The 16925-nt window shown below is 67.2% G+C and carries 15 protein-coding genes; 5 read left to right on the forward strand and 10 right to left on the reverse strand.

Translation table 11 applies throughout. From position 1 onward, the window contains the following. The first annotated feature begins 6 nt into the window (after positions 1–6). The 3 genes from AC3WQR_RS09785 to AC3WQR_RS09795 are packed head-to-tail and all read left to right on the forward strand — an operon-like array spanning position 7 to position 3481. Positions 7–711, forward strand: coding sequence for a DUF3304 domain-containing protein (locus tag AC3WQR_RS09785; RefSeq protein ID WP_492741869.1), 705 nt, complete (start codon positions 7–9; stop codon positions 709–711). Beyond that, entirely contained in the window at positions 708–2717 is a 2010-nt protein-coding gene (locus AC3WQR_RS09790; RefSeq protein ID WP_492741870.1) for a T6SS phospholipase effector Tle1-like catalytic domain-containing protein, read from the forward strand. The genes AC3WQR_RS09785 and AC3WQR_RS09790 overlap by 4 nt, the downstream gene beginning before the upstream one ends. A 14-nt stretch (positions 2718–2731) precedes the next feature. Beyond that, on the forward strand, positions 2732–3481 hold the full coding sequence (locus tag AC3WQR_RS09795) for a DUF3304 domain-containing protein (RefSeq protein ID WP_492741871.1): 750 nt from the start codon (positions 2732–2734) through the stop codon (positions 3479–3481). Between the two features lie 10 nt (positions 3482–3491). On the opposite strand, the gene AC3WQR_RS09800 is transcribed toward AC3WQR_RS09795, so the two are convergent. Genes AC3WQR_RS09800 through AC3WQR_RS09825 form a run of 6 tightly spaced genes read right to left on the reverse strand, consistent with a single transcriptional unit; the run spans position 3492 to position 10039 of the window. Further along, positions 3492–5231: an acetyl/propionyl/methylcrotonyl-CoA carboxylase subunit alpha gene (locus AC3WQR_RS09800; protein ID WP_492741872.1), complete on the reverse strand. Its 1740-nt coding sequence runs from the start codon at positions 5229–5231 to the stop codon at positions 3492–3494. A 16-nt stretch (positions 5232–5247) separates the two neighbouring features. Continuing rightward, entirely contained in the window at positions 5248–6834 is a 1587-nt protein-coding gene (locus tag AC3WQR_RS09805; protein ID WP_492741892.1) for a 5-oxoprolinase subunit B/C family protein, read from the reverse strand. A gap of 8 nt (positions 6835–6842) precedes the next feature. After that, a complete protein-coding gene (locus AC3WQR_RS09810; protein ID WP_492741873.1) occupies positions 6843–7613 on the reverse strand; it encodes a LamB/YcsF family protein in 771 nt (256 codons plus the stop codon). A 35-nt stretch (positions 7614–7648) separates the two neighbouring features. After that, positions 7649–8326 (reverse strand): pyroglutamyl-peptidase I, encoded by a 678-nt coding sequence (pcp, locus tag AC3WQR_RS09815; protein ID WP_492741874.1) that lies wholly within the window; start codon positions 8324–8326, stop codon positions 7649–7651. 10 nt (positions 8327–8336) lie between these two features. Beyond that, entirely contained in the window at positions 8337–9293 is a 957-nt protein-coding gene (locus AC3WQR_RS09820) for a DUF979 domain-containing protein (RefSeq protein ID WP_095747223.1), read from the reverse strand. A 5-nt stretch (positions 9294–9298) separates the two neighbouring features. Further along, positions 9299–10039: a DUF969 domain-containing protein gene (locus tag AC3WQR_RS09825; RefSeq protein WP_139700670.1), complete on the reverse strand. Its 741-nt coding sequence runs from the start codon at positions 10037–10039 to the stop codon at positions 9299–9301. Between the two features lie 283 nt (positions 10040–10322). Here AC3WQR_RS09825 and AC3WQR_RS09830 point away from each other — a divergent pair, with 283 nt between their 5' ends. Both AC3WQR_RS09830 and AC3WQR_RS09835 read left to right on the forward strand, forming a co-directional pair. Beyond that, on the forward strand, positions 10323–11018 hold the full coding sequence (locus AC3WQR_RS09830; RefSeq protein ID WP_390347919.1) for a GntR family transcriptional regulator: 696 nt from the start codon (positions 10323–10325) through the stop codon (positions 11016–11018). Positions 11019–11106: 88 nt separating this feature from the next. Beyond that, positions 11107–11736, forward strand: coding sequence for a LysE family translocator (locus AC3WQR_RS09835; protein ID WP_492741875.1), 630 nt, complete (start codon positions 11107–11109; stop codon positions 11734–11736). Between the two features lie 18 nt (positions 11737–11754). Here AC3WQR_RS09835 and AC3WQR_RS09840 read toward each other — a convergent pair whose 3' ends face one another. The 4 genes from AC3WQR_RS09840 to AC3WQR_RS09855 are packed head-to-tail and all read right to left on the reverse strand — an operon-like array spanning position 11755 to position 16915. Next, entirely contained in the window at positions 11755–13173 is a 1419-nt protein-coding gene (locus AC3WQR_RS09840) for an L-serine ammonia-lyase (RefSeq protein ID WP_492741876.1), read from the reverse strand. Beyond that, positions 13170–14150, reverse strand: coding sequence for an ABC transporter substrate-binding protein (locus tag AC3WQR_RS09845; protein ID WP_307637652.1), 981 nt, complete (start codon positions 14148–14150; stop codon positions 13170–13172). The genes AC3WQR_RS09840 and AC3WQR_RS09845 overlap by 4 nt, the downstream gene beginning before the upstream one ends. A gap of 32 nt (positions 14151–14182) precedes the next feature. Then, positions 14183–15829 (reverse strand): ABC transporter permease, encoded by a 1647-nt coding sequence (locus AC3WQR_RS09850; RefSeq protein ID WP_062477436.1) that lies wholly within the window; start codon positions 15827–15829, stop codon positions 14183–14185. A gap of 15 nt (positions 15830–15844) precedes the next feature. After that, positions 15845–16915: an ABC transporter ATP-binding protein gene (locus tag AC3WQR_RS09855; RefSeq protein ID WP_062477439.1), complete on the reverse strand. Its 1071-nt coding sequence runs from the start codon at positions 16913–16915 to the stop codon at positions 15845–15847. Positions 16916–16925: the final 10 nt, after the last annotated feature.

The raw sequence follows: 16925 nt of genomic DNA on the forward strand, positions 1-16925 counted from the left end.
CGCGGTGTGAGTGAAGCCGATGAATATCCGCATTGCAGCATCTGCCGCATTCGTATTGGCCGTCTTGATGCTTGTCATTTCGGTCGCTTGCGCCGAGAAGACGATTCCCATAGGGCCGCTGCAATGACTTCTACCTCGTCGGCAACTGCTTCTAGTTTGAATGCCGCGAAACTCATGAATATCTCAATCTCACGTTCGATGATGCGCATCTTGGCGGTTGCCACGCTCATAGCCTTGGGTGCTTGCGCGGAAAAGACGATTCCAGCCAGCGTGCGTGGCTATAGCCATCACATCGAGAACTCGATCGCTAACTTCACGGTCAATGGTGCGATGGGGTCCAACCTCGACACAGACGGTGGAGGCGCAAAGTCATCGTGCTGCGTCGTACTCCCTGCTCGCTGGCACCCAGGTTTGACGGCTACCGTGAACGTGGAGTACAGCACCTCGCAAGGCGGACCGCCGCCGCCGCCGCCGCGTACCTTCGAAGTCCCGATCGAGGAATACACCGATCAGAACCAAGGTGCCCTGCAGGTCCACTTCTATCCGAGGGGCAAAGTACGCATCGTGGTGTCGAAGTACTCCCCCGGCCATCCGAAGTACCCAGCGATGGAGGGCGTGGAAATTCGACCCACTTCTTTGTGGAACTACTGCACTTTCGATGTGCCTTCTGACCCCGTGTGCAGGACCATGCCGAAGGAGGAGAAGCAATGACCGTCACTTTGCCGAAGACTGATGCTGCCCTGAATCCCGACATATCTCAGCCTGAAGGCAGGACGCGCCGTCTGACAAGCAAGGAAGAAGTGATGCAGCGCGTCGCCGCCGTGTGTGCCGCAGCCGGCGACCCGACCAAAATCGCCTGCTCCGGCCAAGTCTTCGTAGGGCTCTTTTTCGACGGCACCGGCAACAACGAAAAGGACGACTACATCGAGCCCAAGGTCAAGGTCAACGGTGTGAAGCAAAAAGGGACCACGGCCGACCGCAAGCACAGCAACGTGGTGCGGCTCTACTACACGTTTCCCAAGTCCGGGCGTCGAGGTATGGCCGGCTACTATGGCTACTACATCCCTGGTGTTGGTACACCTTTCCCTCAGATTGAAGATACTGGAGGCATGCTCGGCTCCGGTTTTGCTTGGGACGGCGAGGCCCGGGTCGTATGGGGTCTGATCCAGATATTTAATGCAGTACACCAGTACGTGACGGACGCAGAACTGATCCCCGAAAAACAAGCCGGCAACATTTCCGAGGTGCTTGGGAGTTTTGGTTCGCCAGCGTATCAGCGTGGCCTAGCGCTCGGGAAGACTTGGCAGGACCGACTCAAGAACGCGATCAAAGGGCGCAAGCCCGCGGTGGAACAGCTCAACATTTCCGTTTTTGGTTTTTCGCGCGGTGCAGCCGAAGCCCGTGCCTGCATGAATTGGCTGTACCAAATCTGCGAAGAAAAAGACGGCGTCCACCTGTTCGCCGGCATTCCGTTGCGCGTGCAGTTCATGGGGCTGCTGGACACCGTGGCATCGGTGGGGATCGCCGGCATGTACTCCATGGCGGAGGGCCGCCAGTCCTGGGCCGACGACAACATGCAGATTCACCCGGCCGTGGAACAGTGCTTGCATTTCGTGGCGGGCCACGAGGTGCGCAGTTGCTTCCCTTCGGATTCGGTGCGCATCGGCCATCGCTATCCGGCCAATGCGAAGGAGTATGTCTACCCTGGCGCCCACTCCGATGTGGGTGGAGGCTATCACCCCTTGGCACAGGGAAAGTCCGTGGACCTGGCGCGCGTCCCCGGATTCGACATGTACAAGGCCGCCTTGGTCGCTGGCGTTCCCTTGACCACTTTCAACCAACTCGAAAAACCCGATGCCAATGCGCTGAAGCCAAGCGATGCAGCGCTGAAGGCCATGCACGACTACTTCGCTGCAACAAGCATCCGCCCCGGCCCGGTTGAAGACATGCTGCGCCAACATATGGGGCACTACTTCAGCTATCGCTGGCAGATGACACAGCAGGTGTATCAGCAGCAACCTTTCTTCGTGCGCGCCAGCCTGAGCAAGATGTTCACGAAGGATTCAATCACCCTGCTGGACACGCAACAGGCCTTGATGAACGTAGTAGCCGGCGTCAAGCGGGAGCTGGACGCCCGGACGCAGGCCACGTCATTCCTGACGCGAAGGGACGACGACGCGCTGGTCGACTCCCCCTACGCATGGAGTGAGGTCGGTCGAATCTCCGCGGTATTTGAGAGGCCCCTGAGGGTAGACGGCCGAGGTACCGCGTTGCTCGACAACATGCAGGAAGGCGTCGATGCCACAGCGCAGGGCGTGAAGCCGTCGCTCAGGCGTTGGCGAAAATGGCTGGGCGATGAGAACCAGGCGGAGGTGCGAAACGCCAGCGCCCCCGAGCGCGACATGCTGACCCTGGTAGATGCCTTGAGCGAAACGCCTGTGCCGCCACAGGTCACGAATTTCTTCAACGAGTATGTGCACGACTCCATGGCGGGGTTTGCGAGCAGCGACAAGATTAATGAGTTCTTTTTCAATGGCTTCGGAATCGCCAAATTCCGCCGGATCTACTTCGGGAATCGCGGTGATGCCGTGATCCGCGAAGCCGTTGAGGCACGCAACAAGCAGCAGGTCAGTATTGCGAAAGCAAAACGCGCCCAACGGGCGCAATGGGATCTCGAGGCTGCCAACTATCAGCGGGCCAATCCTCGACCTTGGTGATCTGGTCAGTGGACATGAGCGGCAAGGACTTGTACTTTGGATTCTTCTTCGAAGACACCAAAAACAACCTTCTGCACAAAGCCCTCGTCATGAGCGCACGCAATGCGACAAGGACTCACACCGCAGCGGCGTACGAGGCGCGATATTCCACACAACTTTCGCGCAAGCCGGCCGCATCCGCGTTCGTGCTTGTGGCGATGCTGTGTGTCGGAGCACTGACCGCTGGCTGCGACGTCAAGAACAAACCGTCACCCGCAGAGGTCGCGCGGGAAAGCATCGGTTTGCAAGTCGAAGGGCTGAATTATTCAAACATTCCCATCGGCGTCTTCTACGTGAACGATCAATGGGCGGGCAATGTCGGCACCTATGCCGGCGGCAGGAGCACCGCCACCGCCATTGGCCTGCCAGCGATCTGGCACCCTGGCCTCGAAGTCACTGTCAAGTGGCGCAATGACCTGCTGTATGCCAAGGAGCCCGAGGGCCTCTACACCACGGTGGTGGAGGTCCCTCGGTACACCGGCTTTCAAGGGGGCTACTTCTGGGTGGCATTCCTGCCTGGCGATCAGATCAAGGTCTATGCATCTCAGTACGCACCGGGACACCCCCAGTTCCCCAATCCTGAACTCATCAACCCTCGGCAGTACTGCCTGATGCGTCCCGCATGCCGGGACAAGTTCTATCCCGGGGAGCGGGCGTCAGAAATTTGGGAAACTTTGCCGATCGCGTTGCAGCCTTGGCCTTCTCCCGCGCCTGCAAGACCTTGACCGCCCTCACTCACTCAATGTCAATGCGCGCGATCGCCGTCCCAGCCGCCACATAGCCCCCCGCAGCCGCAGCGAACACGATGCGCCCCGCGCGGTGCGCAACCACCTGCATCTCCATCTTCATCGCCTCCATCACCGCGATCACCGCGCCTTCAGCGACCTCGTCGCCGTCCGCGACTTTCCAGCCTTGCAGCGTGCCCGACACCGGCGCAGCCACGGCGGCGGCATCGGCCGCCGGTGCGTTCACAACAGCGCCAGGCGCAGCAGCACCGCCACCCGCCGAAGCCAACCCACGCAGCAACTCCGCCGGCAGTCCCAGTGACACGCGCCGCCCGTCGATCTCGATGGCCGTGCGATGCAGCGACGCGTCCGGCAACGGATCAGGCCGCATGCCTGCCGCTTCGTCGTTCGCAAAGTCCGTCTCGATCCAGCGCGTGTGGACCTTGAAGGCGTCTTCCGACACGAAGTCGGGGTGCGCCATCACGGCGCGGTGGAACGGCAGCACCGTGGCCAGGCCTTCGATGCGGAATTCCTTGAGGGCGCGGCGTGCGCGTGCAATCGCCTGGGCGCGCGTGGCGCCGGTGACGATGAGCTTGGCCATCAGCGAGTCGAAGGTGCCGGGCACCTGCGAGCCGGCGTCCACGCCGGTGTCCACGCGCACGCCCGGGCCCGAGGGGGCGTCGAACACGTGGACGGGGCCGGGCGTCGGCAGGAAGCCGCGGCCCACGTCTTCGGCGTTGATGCGGAATTCGAAGGAGTGGCCGCGCGGTGCGGGCGTTTCCTTGACGGACAGCGGCAGGCCTTCGGCGATGCGCAGCTGCTCGATGACGAGGTCGATGCCGGTGGTCTCCTCGGTCACGGGGTGCTCGACCTGCAGGCGCGTGTTGACCTCGAGAAATGAGATGGCGCCGCTGGCGCTCAGCATGAACTCGACGGTGCCGGCGCCGGTGTAGCCGGCGGCCGCGCAGATGTCGCGCGCCGATTGGTGGATGCGCTCGCGCTGCACATCGCTGAGGAACGGCGCGGGTGCTTCTTCGACCAGCTTCTGGTTGCGCCGCTGCAGCGAGCAGTCGCGCGTGCCGAGCACGACGACGTTGCCGTGGGTGTCGGCGATGACCTGCGCCTCGACGTGCCGCGGGCGGTCGAGGAACTGTTCGACGTAGCACTCGCCGCGGCCGAAGGCGGTGATGGCTTCGCGCACGGCCGATTCGTAGAGGCCTTCGACTTCGTCGAGCCGCCACGCGACCTTGATGCCGCGCCCGCCGCCGCCGAAGGCCGCCTTGATGGCGATCGGCAGGCCGTGCTGTTCGGCAAAGGCGAGCACCTCGCCCGCGTTGCTGACCGGGTCGGCCGTGCCCGCGACGAGCGGTGCGCCGACCTTCAGGGCGAGCTTGCGGGCCTGCACCTTGTCGCCCAGCGTGGCGATGGCCGAAGGCGAGGGGCCGATCCACGTGAGGCCGGCGTCGATCACCGCCTGCGCGAAGGCTGCGCTTTCCGAGAGGAAACCGTAGCCGGGATGCACGGCGTCAGCGCCGCTGCGCTTGGCGATGGCCAGCAGCTTGGGAATGTTGAGGTAGGTGTCGGCCGGGCGGTGGCCGTCCAGGCCGTAGGCCTCGTCGGCGCGGCGCACGTGCAGCGCATTCAGGTCGGGATCGGCGTAGACGGCGACCGACTGCACGCCGTGGTCGGCACAGGCGCGTGCGATGCGCACGGCGATTTCGCCGCGGTTGGCGATCAGGACTTTTTTCATCGCGGGACTCTCGATCTCAAAGTTCGATGGGGCCGTGGCCGGCCATCGGTTGGAAGCGGACGCGGGCGTTCACGGGGATCTGCCCCGCACGGTCCAGGTGGTGGGTGGCGACCGACGCGATCACGGGGTAGCCGCCGGTGAGCGGGTGGTCGGCCAGGAACAGCACGGGCTGGCCGCTGGGCGGCACCTGGATCGAGCCGCGTGCCGTGCCCTCGCTGGGCAGCTCGGCGGTGTTGGCACGCACCAGCGGTTGCTCGCCGTTCAGGCGGATGCCAACGCGGTTCGACTGCGGCGTCACCACCCACGGCTGGCTGCACAGGCGCTCGACGGCGTCGGCGGTGAACCAGTCGGTGCGCGGGCCGAGCACGATGTCGAGCACGACTTCTTCCTGCACGGTGGGCAGGTCGGTCGGCGGTGCTTCGGTGGCGCCGACGACGGCGCCGGTGGCGACGTTACGCACAGGCAGCACGTCGCCCGCCACCACGGCCGGCGGGCCGATGCGGGCCAGCGTGTCGGTCGCGCAGCTGCCGAGCACGGGCGCCACGGCAAAGCCTCCGCGCACAGACAGGTAGCTGCGGATGCCGGCGACGGGCTCGCCGACAGTGACGGTGTCGCCGTCGGCCAGTGCGACGGGCTGGTAGCGCGGCAGCGGCCATTGCGCGCCGTCGGCGCGGGTCAGCATGAGCGGGCCGTCGGCGCCGGTGACGGCCATCACTGCGTTGCCGCGGCAGACGAACTGGAAGCCGCCGTAGGCGAGCTCCAGGCAGGCCACATCCGACGCATTGCCGACCAATCGATTGGCCGCCTGCAGCGAGCGCTGGTCCATCGCGCCGGAGGCGGACACGCCCTGCCGCGCCTGGCCGTGGCGACCGCCGTCCTGCCACAGCGCTTGCAAGCCAGCGGCGCGGACCTCGAAGGCACTGCCGCCTTCGATGGCCGCAAGCGCGGGTGCTGCGGCCACGGGCTCAGCCATCGGCAACGCCACCTTCAACGACGAGGCATCGACAAAGCGCACCGCATCGCCCGGCTGCAGCAGCGCCGGCGTTTCGCGCGACAGGTCCCACATGGGCGTGTCGGTCACGCCGATGATCTGCCAACCGCCGGGGCTGGCCTGCGGGTACACACCGCTGAAGCTGCCCGCGAGCCCGACGGCGCCTGCAGGGATGCGGGTGCGCGGCACGGCGCGGCGCGGCACGTTCAGGCTGGGGTGGCCGCCGCTCAGGTAGGCGAAGCCGGGTGCGAAGCCGGTGAAGGCGACGGTGTAGTCGCTGCCGGTGTGGCGGCGCACCAGCTCGTCGGGTGTGATGCCGAGCAGGCCGGCCACTTCGGCGATGTCTTCGCCGTCGTAGCTCACGGGGATCTCGATGCGCTTGTCGATGCGCGTCTCGCGGGCGTCGAGCGTTCGCTGGCGCACGGCGTGTGCCAGCGCAGCCGCCGACAGCGCGGCGGGGCGGAAGGTGATGAGGATGGTGCGCGCGGCGGGCACCAGCTCGTCGATGCCGGCGAGGGGCTCGGCGCGCAGCGAGGCCAGCAGTGCGAGCGTCTGCGCCAGGTCGTCGAGCTCGACCAGCACGGCATTCAGGTTGACGCGAAGAAAGCGCATCGATGTCGTCATGCGGTGGTGGCCTCGGTGAAGGGGCGGATCGTCACGCCGGCCTGCACGAGCCGTTCGCGCACGCGGCGCGCCATCTCGACCGCGCCGGGACTGTCGCCATGCACGCAGATCGAGTCGGCGCGGATGCGCACTACGCTGCCGTCGATGGCGGTGACGGTGCCTTCGTTGGCCAGCCGCAGCATGCGCTCGGCCACGTCGTGCGCGTCGTGCAGTACGGCGCCGGGTTCGCGGCGCGACACCAGCGTGCCTTGCGGCGTGTAGGCGCGGTCGGCGAAGGCCTCGGCCACCACGCGCAGGCCCTGGGCCTCGGCCCAGCCCGCGAGCGGCGAGCCTGCGAGCGCGACGAGGACCAGGCTGGCGTCGATCTCGCGCAGGGCCGCGATCACGTCGCGCGCCTGGCGCTCGTCGTGCGCGATGGTGTTGTACAGCGCGCCGTGCGGCTTCACGTAGCGCACCTCGGTGCCGGCCGCGGCGGCCAGGCCCTTCAAGGCGCCGATCTGGTAGATCACGTCGGCGCGCAAGTCGGCGCTGTCCACGTCCATGTTGCGGCGGCCGAAGCCGACGAGGTCGCGGTAGGCCACGTGGGCGCCCACGGCCACGCCGCGTTCCTTCGCCTGGCGCAGCGTGCGCAGGATGCCCGCGGGGTCGCCGGCGTGGAAGCCGCAGGCCACGTTGGCGCTGCTGACGATGTCGAGCATGGCGGCGTCGTCGCCCATGCGCCAGACGCCGAGGCTTTCGCCGAGGTCACTGTTCAAGTCGATGTTCATCGGGGGTCTCCGGCGTGCACGGCACGCCTCAGGAATCAATGCAGCCGGCCGGCGGTCTCGCGCACGTCGTGGCGCACGGTGAGCGCGGTGCGGATCGCCACGCGGAAGGCCTCCACCTGCGCGGCCAGCGCCATGCTCGCCACGCCGGGTTTCGAGGCGGCCTGCTCGGGCAGGTAGGGCACGTGGACGAAGCCGCCGCGCGTGTGCGCCAGCGCCGGGCGCGTCGCGAGCCGGTGCATGAGCGCGTAGAAGATGTGGTTGCACACGAAGGTGCCGGCGCTGTTGGACACGGCCGCGGGCAGGCCTGCCGCGCGCATGTCGCGCACCATGGCCTTGATCGGCAGCGTCGAGAAATAGGCCGCCGGGCCGTCCCTGACCACGGGCAGGTCGATGGGCTGCTGGCCGGCGTTGTCGGGAATGCGCGCGTCGTCGATGTTCAGCGCGGCGCGCTCCATCGAGATCTCGGTGCGCCCGCCCGCCGCGCCGATGCACAGCACCAGCTGCAGCGGCGAGCCGATCAACGCAGCGTCGAGCGTGTCGATGGCGCGGCCGAACACGCAGGGCAGCTGCACCGCCTGCACGACGGCGCCTTCGCAGGTCCAGCCGTCGAGCGCGCGGGCGATCTCCCACGCGGGGTTGACCGGGTCGTTCTCGAAGGGCTCGAAGCCCGCGAGCAGCACGCGGCGTGCCTTGGCATCGGTGGCTGTGGTCATGCGCGGTGCCTCAGCGGAACATCAGGAAGTACAGCAGGAAGATGTTGACCACCAGCAGCGCGGCCGCGGTGGGTATCTGCACCTTGATCACCGCGTTCTTGTCGGGCAGCTCCAGCAGCGCCGCGGGCACGATGTTGAAGTTGGCCGCCATCGGCGTCATGAGCGTGCCACAGTAGCCCGAGAACATGCCGATGGCCGCCATCACGGCCGGGTCGCCGTGGTACACGCCCACCAGCACCGGCACGCCGACGCCGCCCGTCATCACCGGGAAGGCCGCGAAGCCGTTGCCCATGATGATGGTGAACAGCGCCATGCCCAGCACGTACACGGCCACGGCGACGAAGCGGATGTCCATGTTGATGTAGCTGGTGGTGATGTGCGCCACCGCCTTGCCCACGCCGGCGTCGGAGAACACCAGGCCCAGCATGCCGAGCATCTGCGGCAGCACCACGGCCCAGCCGAGCGCGTCGGTCAGGCGGCGCGACTCGCGCATGCCCTGCACGGGCGTCTCGCGCGTCAGCCAGCAGGCCAGCGCCAGCGCCACCACGCAGCCGATGCCCAGGCTCACCAGCGTGGTGTTCTTGGGGTCGAGCAGCAGCGTGCCGCCGAGCTTGATGTGGCTCATGCCCACGGTGCCGATCACGGTGACCAGCGGGATCGCCAGCGCCGGAATGAACAGCTTGTTGCCCAGGCGCGTGGCGCTGGCCTGGTACTGCTCGGGCGTGGGTTCGCGGTGCTTGCCCGCGCCGACGCCGCGCAGGCCGGCAATGACGGCCATGCCGATCGCGCCGACGCCGACCAGCGCGGGCGGCAGCTTGTCGCCGACCAGGAAGACCAGCGCATAGATGCCCCAGAAGAGCGCACTGGTGTAGCGCTTGGGGTGCTGGCGGTCGGCCAGCGTCATCACGGCCGTGACGGCGAGGATGAAGCCGACCAGGAGGTACAGGTGCTGGATCGAGAGGATCATGATGATCAGCGTCCTTCCTTGGCGGGCACGGCGGTGGCGGGCACGTCGGCTTGCGCGGCGCCGCCCAACTCACGGGCCAGTGCCTGGTCGAGCCGGCGCAGGCGCCAGGCGTGGATGATGAAAGCGGCAATCGCCGTCGGGATGCCCCACATCGCGATGTGCAGCGGCTCCACGTCGATGCCCGCTTCGTGCAGGAAGGTGGTCATCAGCACGATGGCGCCGAAGGCCACGAAGATGTCTTCGCCGAAGAACAGGCCCACGTTGTCGGTGGCCGCGGCGTAGGCGCGCAGCTTGTGGCGGATGCGGTCGGGCAGCTTGCCGTAGCGCGTCTCGGTGGCACCTTCGGCCATCGGCGCGAGCAGCGGACGCACCATCTGCGGGTGGCCGCCCAGGCTGGTCAGGCCCATGGCCGCCGTGAGTTCGCGCGCCGCGAGGTAGACGATCAGCAGGCGGCCGGCGGTGGCCGACTTGATGCGGCTGATCCAGTTCTGCGCGTGCTGGCGCAGGCCGTGGCGCTCCAGCAGGCCGATCACCGCCAGCGGCAGAAGAATGATCAGCGGCAGGTTGCGCGTCTTGATGAAGCCGGTGCCGATGGCCGTGAGGATCGCCATCGGGCCGAAGCCGGCGGCGAACGCCGTGACGATGGCCGTGACGATCACCACCAGCATCGGATTGAAGCGCAGGATGAACCCCGCAATGATCACGGCCACGCCGATCAGCGGCCACAGGGGGACTTCAGGTGTCATGGTTGGTCTTTCGTTGCAATGCAAAACACCGGCGCAGGGGCACCGGTGCGGTCGATTGATGCAAACCTCATGCCAATGAATGAGCAATTCATTTCTTATGAATCACTCATTTCAAACAAGTTGTTGAACAATTTCATGTAGTGTGCCCAACAACAGTGCCTGAATACCCCCATGAAAACCCTGAAACGGGCGCGTTTCGGTGCATCGGCGCGGCATGGCACGGGAGCCGTCTGTTACAACGCAGGCTCGCTGCGCCCTCTCTTTTCCCCTCCGACCGACCGGCATGACCCGACTGGATTCCCCTGCTTCCCCTGCCTCGCCGGCCGCCGGCGCGCTCACGCTCAACGACCGCGTGGCCGAGCTGATCCGCCAGAAGATCGTGAAGGGCGAGTTCTCGCCGGGGCAGCGGCTGTCGGAGGCCGCGCTGGCCGACAGCCTGGAGATTTCGCGCAACACCCTGCGCGAGGTGTTCCGCACGCTGACCAAGGAAGGCCTGCTCAAGCACGCGCCGAACCGCGGCGTGTTCGTGGCGGTGCCGAGCATCGCGTCGATCATCGACATCTACCGCGTGCGCCGGCTCATCGAGTGCCAGGCGCTGGCGCAGGCCTACCCGCGCCACCCCGCCAAGAAGCACATGCGCGAGGCGGTCGAGATGGCGCTGAAATGCCGCGACGCCGGCGACTGGCTGGGCGTGGGCACGGCCAACATGGAGTTCCACAAGGGCATCGTCGAACTGGCCGACAGCGAGCGGCTGAACGTGCTGTTCGCCCACATCCTGGTCGAGCTGCGGCTGGCCTTCGGGCTGCTCAAAGACCCGGAGTTCCTGCACGCGCCCTACGTGGACATGAACACGAAGCTGCTCGAACTCATCGAGGCCGGCAAGTTCGCCGAGGGCTCGGCGGCGCTGAACGACTACCTCATCCACTCCGAGCGCATCGTGCTCGCCGTCTACGCGCGGCAGATGACGGACGTGGAATAGGTCGCCCCCGGGCTTCGCATCGGCGCACCTGCGCGGGGCAAGGTGCTGAAATAATGACCACCCCGCCACCCCCACCGCCGGATGCGCCATGACCCTGTCCGCCTACCTGCTGTTCCTGCCCGCCTGCTTCGCCATCAACATGGCGTTCGGCCCCAACAACCTGCTGTCGGTCACCAACGGCGCGAAGCACGGCGTGTCGCCGGCCGTGATCGCGGCGAGCGGCCGGCTCGTGGCCTTCGCGGTCATGATCGCCATCGCGGGCCTGGGCATGGGCGCGGTGCTGGTGGCGTCGGAGCTGGCCTTCGATGTCATCAAGTACATCGGCGCCGCGTACCTCGTGTGGATCGGCGTCCGGCTGCTGCGCGCGCCGGCGCCGACCGCGCAGGTGCAGGCGCACGAGGCCGCACCGCCGTCGATGCGCGCGCTGGTGCGCCAGGAGTTCACGGTGGCGGCCGGCAACCCGAAGGCGATCCTGGTGTTCACCGCCTTCTTCCCGCAGTTCGTGGTGCCCAGTGCGTACGCGTCGAGCTACGTGCTGCTGGGCGTGACCTTCCTGGTGTTCGAGCTGGTCGCGATCGCGCTGTATGCGCTGCTCGGCGCGCGCATGCGCCGCCTGGCCAACGGCAGCCGCGCGATGCGCTGGTTCAACCGCGTGAGCGGCAGCATGATGGTCGGCTTCGGGCTGATCCTCGCGTTCACGCGCCGGCCTGCGGGCTGAGCCGCGACCGCGCGGCGGTCAGCACTCGACGATGTTCACGGCGAGGCCGCCGCGCGAGGTTTCCTTGTACTTGGTCTTCATGTCCGCGCCGGTCTGCATCATGGTCTGGATGACCTTGTCCAGCGACACGAAGTGCGAGCCGTCGCCGCGCAGGGCCATGCGCGCCGCGTTGATGGCCTTCACCGCGCCCATCGCGTTGCGCTCGATGCATGGGATCTGAACCAGCCCGCTGACCGGGTCGCAGGTCATGCCCAGGTTGTGTTCCATGCCGATCTCGGCCGCGTTCTCGACCTGCCCCGGCGTGCCGCCCATCACCGCGGCGAGCGCGCCCGCCGCCATCGAGCAGGCCACGCCGACCTCGCCCTGGCAGCCGACCTCAGCGCCCGACAGCGAGCCGTTCTTCTTGTAGAGGATGCCGATGGCCGCGGCGGTGAGCAAAAACTCGACCACGGCCTCGTCGCCCGCGCCGGGAAAGAAGCGCTGGTGGTAGTGCAGCACCGCCGGGATCACGCCCGCCGCGCCGTTGGTGGGCGCGGTGACCACGCGCCCGCCGGCCGCGTTCTCCTCGTTGACGGCCATGGCGTACAGGTTGACCCAGTCCATCGCCGCAAGCGGGTCGGGCGCGGCCTGCGCGGTGCCGCTGCCCTGCAGCTGAGCGAACAGGTCGGCCGCGCGCCGCCGCACCTGCATGCGCCCGGGCAGGGTGCCAGTGCTCGCGCAGCCGCGCCGCACGGCGCCGGCCATCGCGTCCCACACCTGCAGCAGCTCCGAGCGCACCTCGGCCTGCGGCCGCCACTGCGTTTCGTTGGCCATCATCAGCGCTGCGATCGACAGGCCCTGCGCGCGGCATTGCGCCAGCAGCTCCGCGCCGCTGTCGAAGGCGAAGGGCAAGGCGGCCGGCGCCGGGCGCTGCACGCCGGCTTCGTTGCGCACGCTCTCGCCCTGCGCATCGACGACGAAGCCGCCGCCCACTGAAAAGTAATCCGCCTCAGCCAAGGCCTGGCCCTGCGCATCCAGCGCGATGAAGCGCAGGCCGTTCGGGTGCCGGGGCAGGCTCTTGCGCAGGAAGAGCAGGTGCTCCTTCTCGTCGAAGGCCACGGCGTGCGTGCCGAGCAGGCGCAACTGCCGCTCGCGCCGGATGGTGGCGATGGCAGGCTCGATGGTGTCGGGATCGATCCGGTCCGGCCGGTGGCCTGCGAGCCCGAGCAGCACGGCGCGGTCGGTGCCGTGGCCGCGGCCGGTGGCGCTCAGCGAGCCGTACAGCTGCGTCACCAGCGCGGCCACCTGCGGCAGCAGGCCTTGCGATTGCAGCAGGCAGGCGAACTGCCGCGCCGCGATCATCGGCCCGACCGTGTGCGAGCTCGAGGGGCCGATGCCGATCTTGAACAGATCGAAGGCGCTGACCGGCGTCGAAGGCGCCTTCGCCGTACTTGTCACCGCGCCTTCACCGCCAGGTTCCACAGCGCCACGAGCTGCTCGTACTCCGCCGAGGCCGCTTCCTGGTCGAGCGGGAAGACCTTGATGGCGCTCAGGTCGGGCAGCGAGGTGAGCTTGGACACCGCGATGTCGCTGCGCACCGGACGGCGGAAGTTCTTCACCAGCAGCTCCTGCTGCGTCTCCTTGCTCAGCAGGCCGTTGTAGAGCGCGACGGCGGCGTCCATGTTCTTCGCGCCCTTCACGATGAACATGCCTTCGGGCGCCAGGTAGCTGCCCTCGGTGGGATAGACCAGCTTGATCTCCTTCTGGCCGCCCGCCACGTACTCCTGCGCCGCGTACTCGATGGTCAGGCCCACCGGGTACTCGCCGGCGGCCACGCCCTTGTAGGTGCTGCCCGACGAGGCGGTGACGACCGCGTTGGCCGCCAGCTTGCCCAGGCCGTCGCGGCCGAACTGCTTGAGCAGGCCATACACCAGCATGTAGGCGGTGGCGCTCTTGCTCGGGTCGGTGATGGCGAACTTGCCCTTCCACTCGGGGCGCATGAGGTCCGACCAGGTCTTGGGCGCGGGCATGCCCTTGAGCTGGCGCTCGTTGACCATCATCACCATGACGTGCACGTTGGTGCCGACCCACAGGTCGTTCGGGCCGCGAAAGGCCGCGGGCACGGCCGCGAGGTCGGGCGACTTGTAGGGCGCCATCTGGTCCTTGTAGGCGCCCAGCGTGCCGAAGCCGCCGCTCCACAGCACGTCGCCGCGCGGGTTCTTGGCCTCGGCCTGGATGCGCTTCATCAGCGTGCCGGTGCCGCCGGTGACCTGCTGCACCGTGAGCCCGGGCGCCTTCTTCTTGACCACGGCCAGCGCGGTCTCGACGGTCTCGGTGTTGTTGGACGAATAGAGCACCACCGTCTGCGCACCCGCGACGCCCGCCGTGAGGGCCAGGGTCGCGAACGCGCATTTCGCCAGGGACTTGAAGGACATGAAAACCTCGCAGGTTGAAGTGAATGGGTGGGTCATTTGCTGGAGAAGAGGTTGATGCGGAACACCTTGATCGCCACCACGATGGGCAGCAGGATCACGCTGACCAGCGCCGCGCCGTAGGCCGAGGCCAGGCCCAGGCGCCCGCCGTCGACCTGGCGGAAGATGGCGATGGGCATGGTCTCCAGGCCGCCCGTGTAGACCACGATGGAGGCCGACAGCTCCGAGATCGTGGTCACCCACATCAGGATGGCGGCCGAGATGATCGAGGCCTTCATGGCCGGCAGCAGCACCTTGAAGAAGGTCTTCAGCGGCGACACGCCCAGGCTGATCGAGGCCTCCTCGATGGAGTCCGAGATGTTGAACAGCGTCGACGAGGCGTTGCGCACCGCAAAGGGCAGGCGGCGCACCGTGTAGCACAGCACCATGATCCCCGAGGTGCCCGCCAGCACCAGCCAGCCGGTGTTGAAGGTCTGCACCAGCGCAATGCCCAGCACCGTGCCCGAGATGGTCAGCGGCAGCACCACGATGTAGTCCAGCAGCTGCGTGAAGGGGTTGCGCTTCTTGATCGTCAGGTAGCTCACGAGCACCGCGAAGGCCACGCCCACCACGGTGGCCATCGAGGCGAACTTCAGCGAGTTGATGATCGGCTCGGGCGCACCGCGCAGCGCGCGTTCCAGGCTGGACAGCGACCACTGGCCCCAGCGCATCACGGGCCCGCTGGTCTCGGTGAAGGCGCCCACGAAGACGATGAGCAGCGGCAGCATCGACAGCACGATGATCACGCCCACGCTGAGCGTGTAGAACACCGCCGCGCCCGAGCGCACGCGCACCACGGCGGGCGCGCGGCCCTGCGTCATCGTGTAGATCTTGCGTTCGACCACGCGCTTCTGGAAGAACAGCACGATGGCCACGATGCCGATGGACACCACCGACATCGCGCTTTGCAGCGTGGGGCTGCCGCCCATCTCGCCGACGAAGGCGTTGTACGTCATGACCGACAGCAGCGGCACGCTGCTGCCCAGCACCACCGACAGCGCGAAGTTGCCCACCACCAGCGTGAACACCACCAGCGCATTGACCAGCACCGCCGGCAGGATCACCGGCACCAGCACGCGCAGCTTGGTCACCAGCGGCGAGGTGCCCAGGCTCAGGCCGGCCTCTTCGAGCTGGCCGTCGAAGCCGCGCAGCGCGGCCAGCACGCCCAGGTAGATGTAGGTGTAGTAGACCAGGGTCATGGAGAACACCATGCCGGTCCAGCCGTAGAAGGTCGGCAGCGTGATGCCCGCGCCCGCGAGCAGGTTGGTCACCAGCCCGTTGTTGCCCAGCAGCAGCAGCCACGACTGGCCCACGATGATCTCGGGGATCACGATGGTCATGATCGGGAGCACCGCCACCAGGTTCTTCAGCGGGAAGTCGTAGCGCGCCACCATGTAGGCGAAGGGCACGCCCACGGCCACGGTGCAGGCCGTGACCGACACGCCGAGCACCAGCGTGTTGCGGAACGCGAGCAGGTATTCGCTGTCCTGCAGCAAGGTGATGAAGCCGGACAGCGAGAACGCGCCCGACTCGTCGCGCACGCTGTTCACGAACAGCGTGCCCAACGGGTAGAACACGAAGAACAGCAGCAGCACGAGGCTGAGCAGGGTCAGGAAACCCCAGGGCCACCAGTTGATTTTCATGGCGTGCGTGTCCGTTCAGGCGGCGACGACGCGGCTGTCGGCCGGCACCAGCACCTGCACCGCATCGCCGGCCTGGAAGTCGGCCACCATGTTGCCGGCATGCAGCTCGACGCGGATCTCCGACTGGTCGTGCAGCCGGATGCGGTAGGCGGTCTTGAAGCCCAGGTACTGGCGGCGCAGCACCTCGCCCGCGATGGCGTTGGGCACATGAGGCGCGGGCGCCATCAGCGACAGCGCCTCGGGGCGCGCGATGAGGATGCCCTGCGCGCCCAGCGCGGCGCCGCCCTGCTTGCCGTCCAGTTGCTGGCCGCACAGCTGGTAGCGCACGTGCGACGCGGCCCCGCCGGCGGACTCGGCCGGCACGGGAATCACGTTGGCCGAGCCGATGAAGTCCGCCACGTAGGCGTTCACCGGCGTGCCGTACAGCTCTTCGGGCGTGCCCAGCTGCGCGATGCTGCCGCGGTCCATGATGGCGATGCGGTCGGACATGGCCAGCGCCTCTTCCTGGTCGTGCGTGACGAACACGGTGGTGATGCCGGCCTCGCGCACGAGGTCCAGGATCACGTCGCGCATCTGCAGGCGCATCTTGGCGTCGAGGTTGGACAGCGGCTCGTCCATCAGCAGCACGCGCGGGCGGATCACCAGCGCGCGCGCCAGCGCCACGCGCTGGCGCTGGCCGCCGCTCATCTGCGCGGGGTAGCGGTCGGCCAGTGCCAGCAGGCTCACCTTGTCCAGCGCCTCGTTGACGCGCCGGGCGATCTCGGCCTTGGGCACCTTGCGCGCACGCAGGCCATAGGCCACGTTGTCGAAGGCCGTCTTGTCGGGGAACAGCGCGTAGTCCTGGAACACCATGCCGATGTCGCGGTGGTGGGTGGACACGCGCGTCACGTCGTCCTTGTCGAAAAGAATGCGCCCGCCGTCGGGCTCGTTGAAGCCCGCGATGCAGCGCAGCAGGGTCGTCTTGCCGCAGCCGCTGGGGCCCAGCAGGGTGTAGAAGGCGCCATCGGGCACATGCAGCGACAGGTTCTGCAGCACCGTCTGGTTGGCGAACTGCTTCACGACGTTGTCGATGGTGATGGAAGCCATGTCTCTTGTT

Source organism: Variovorax sp. FW305-3-2-15-B-LB1, from assembly GCF_058787635.1.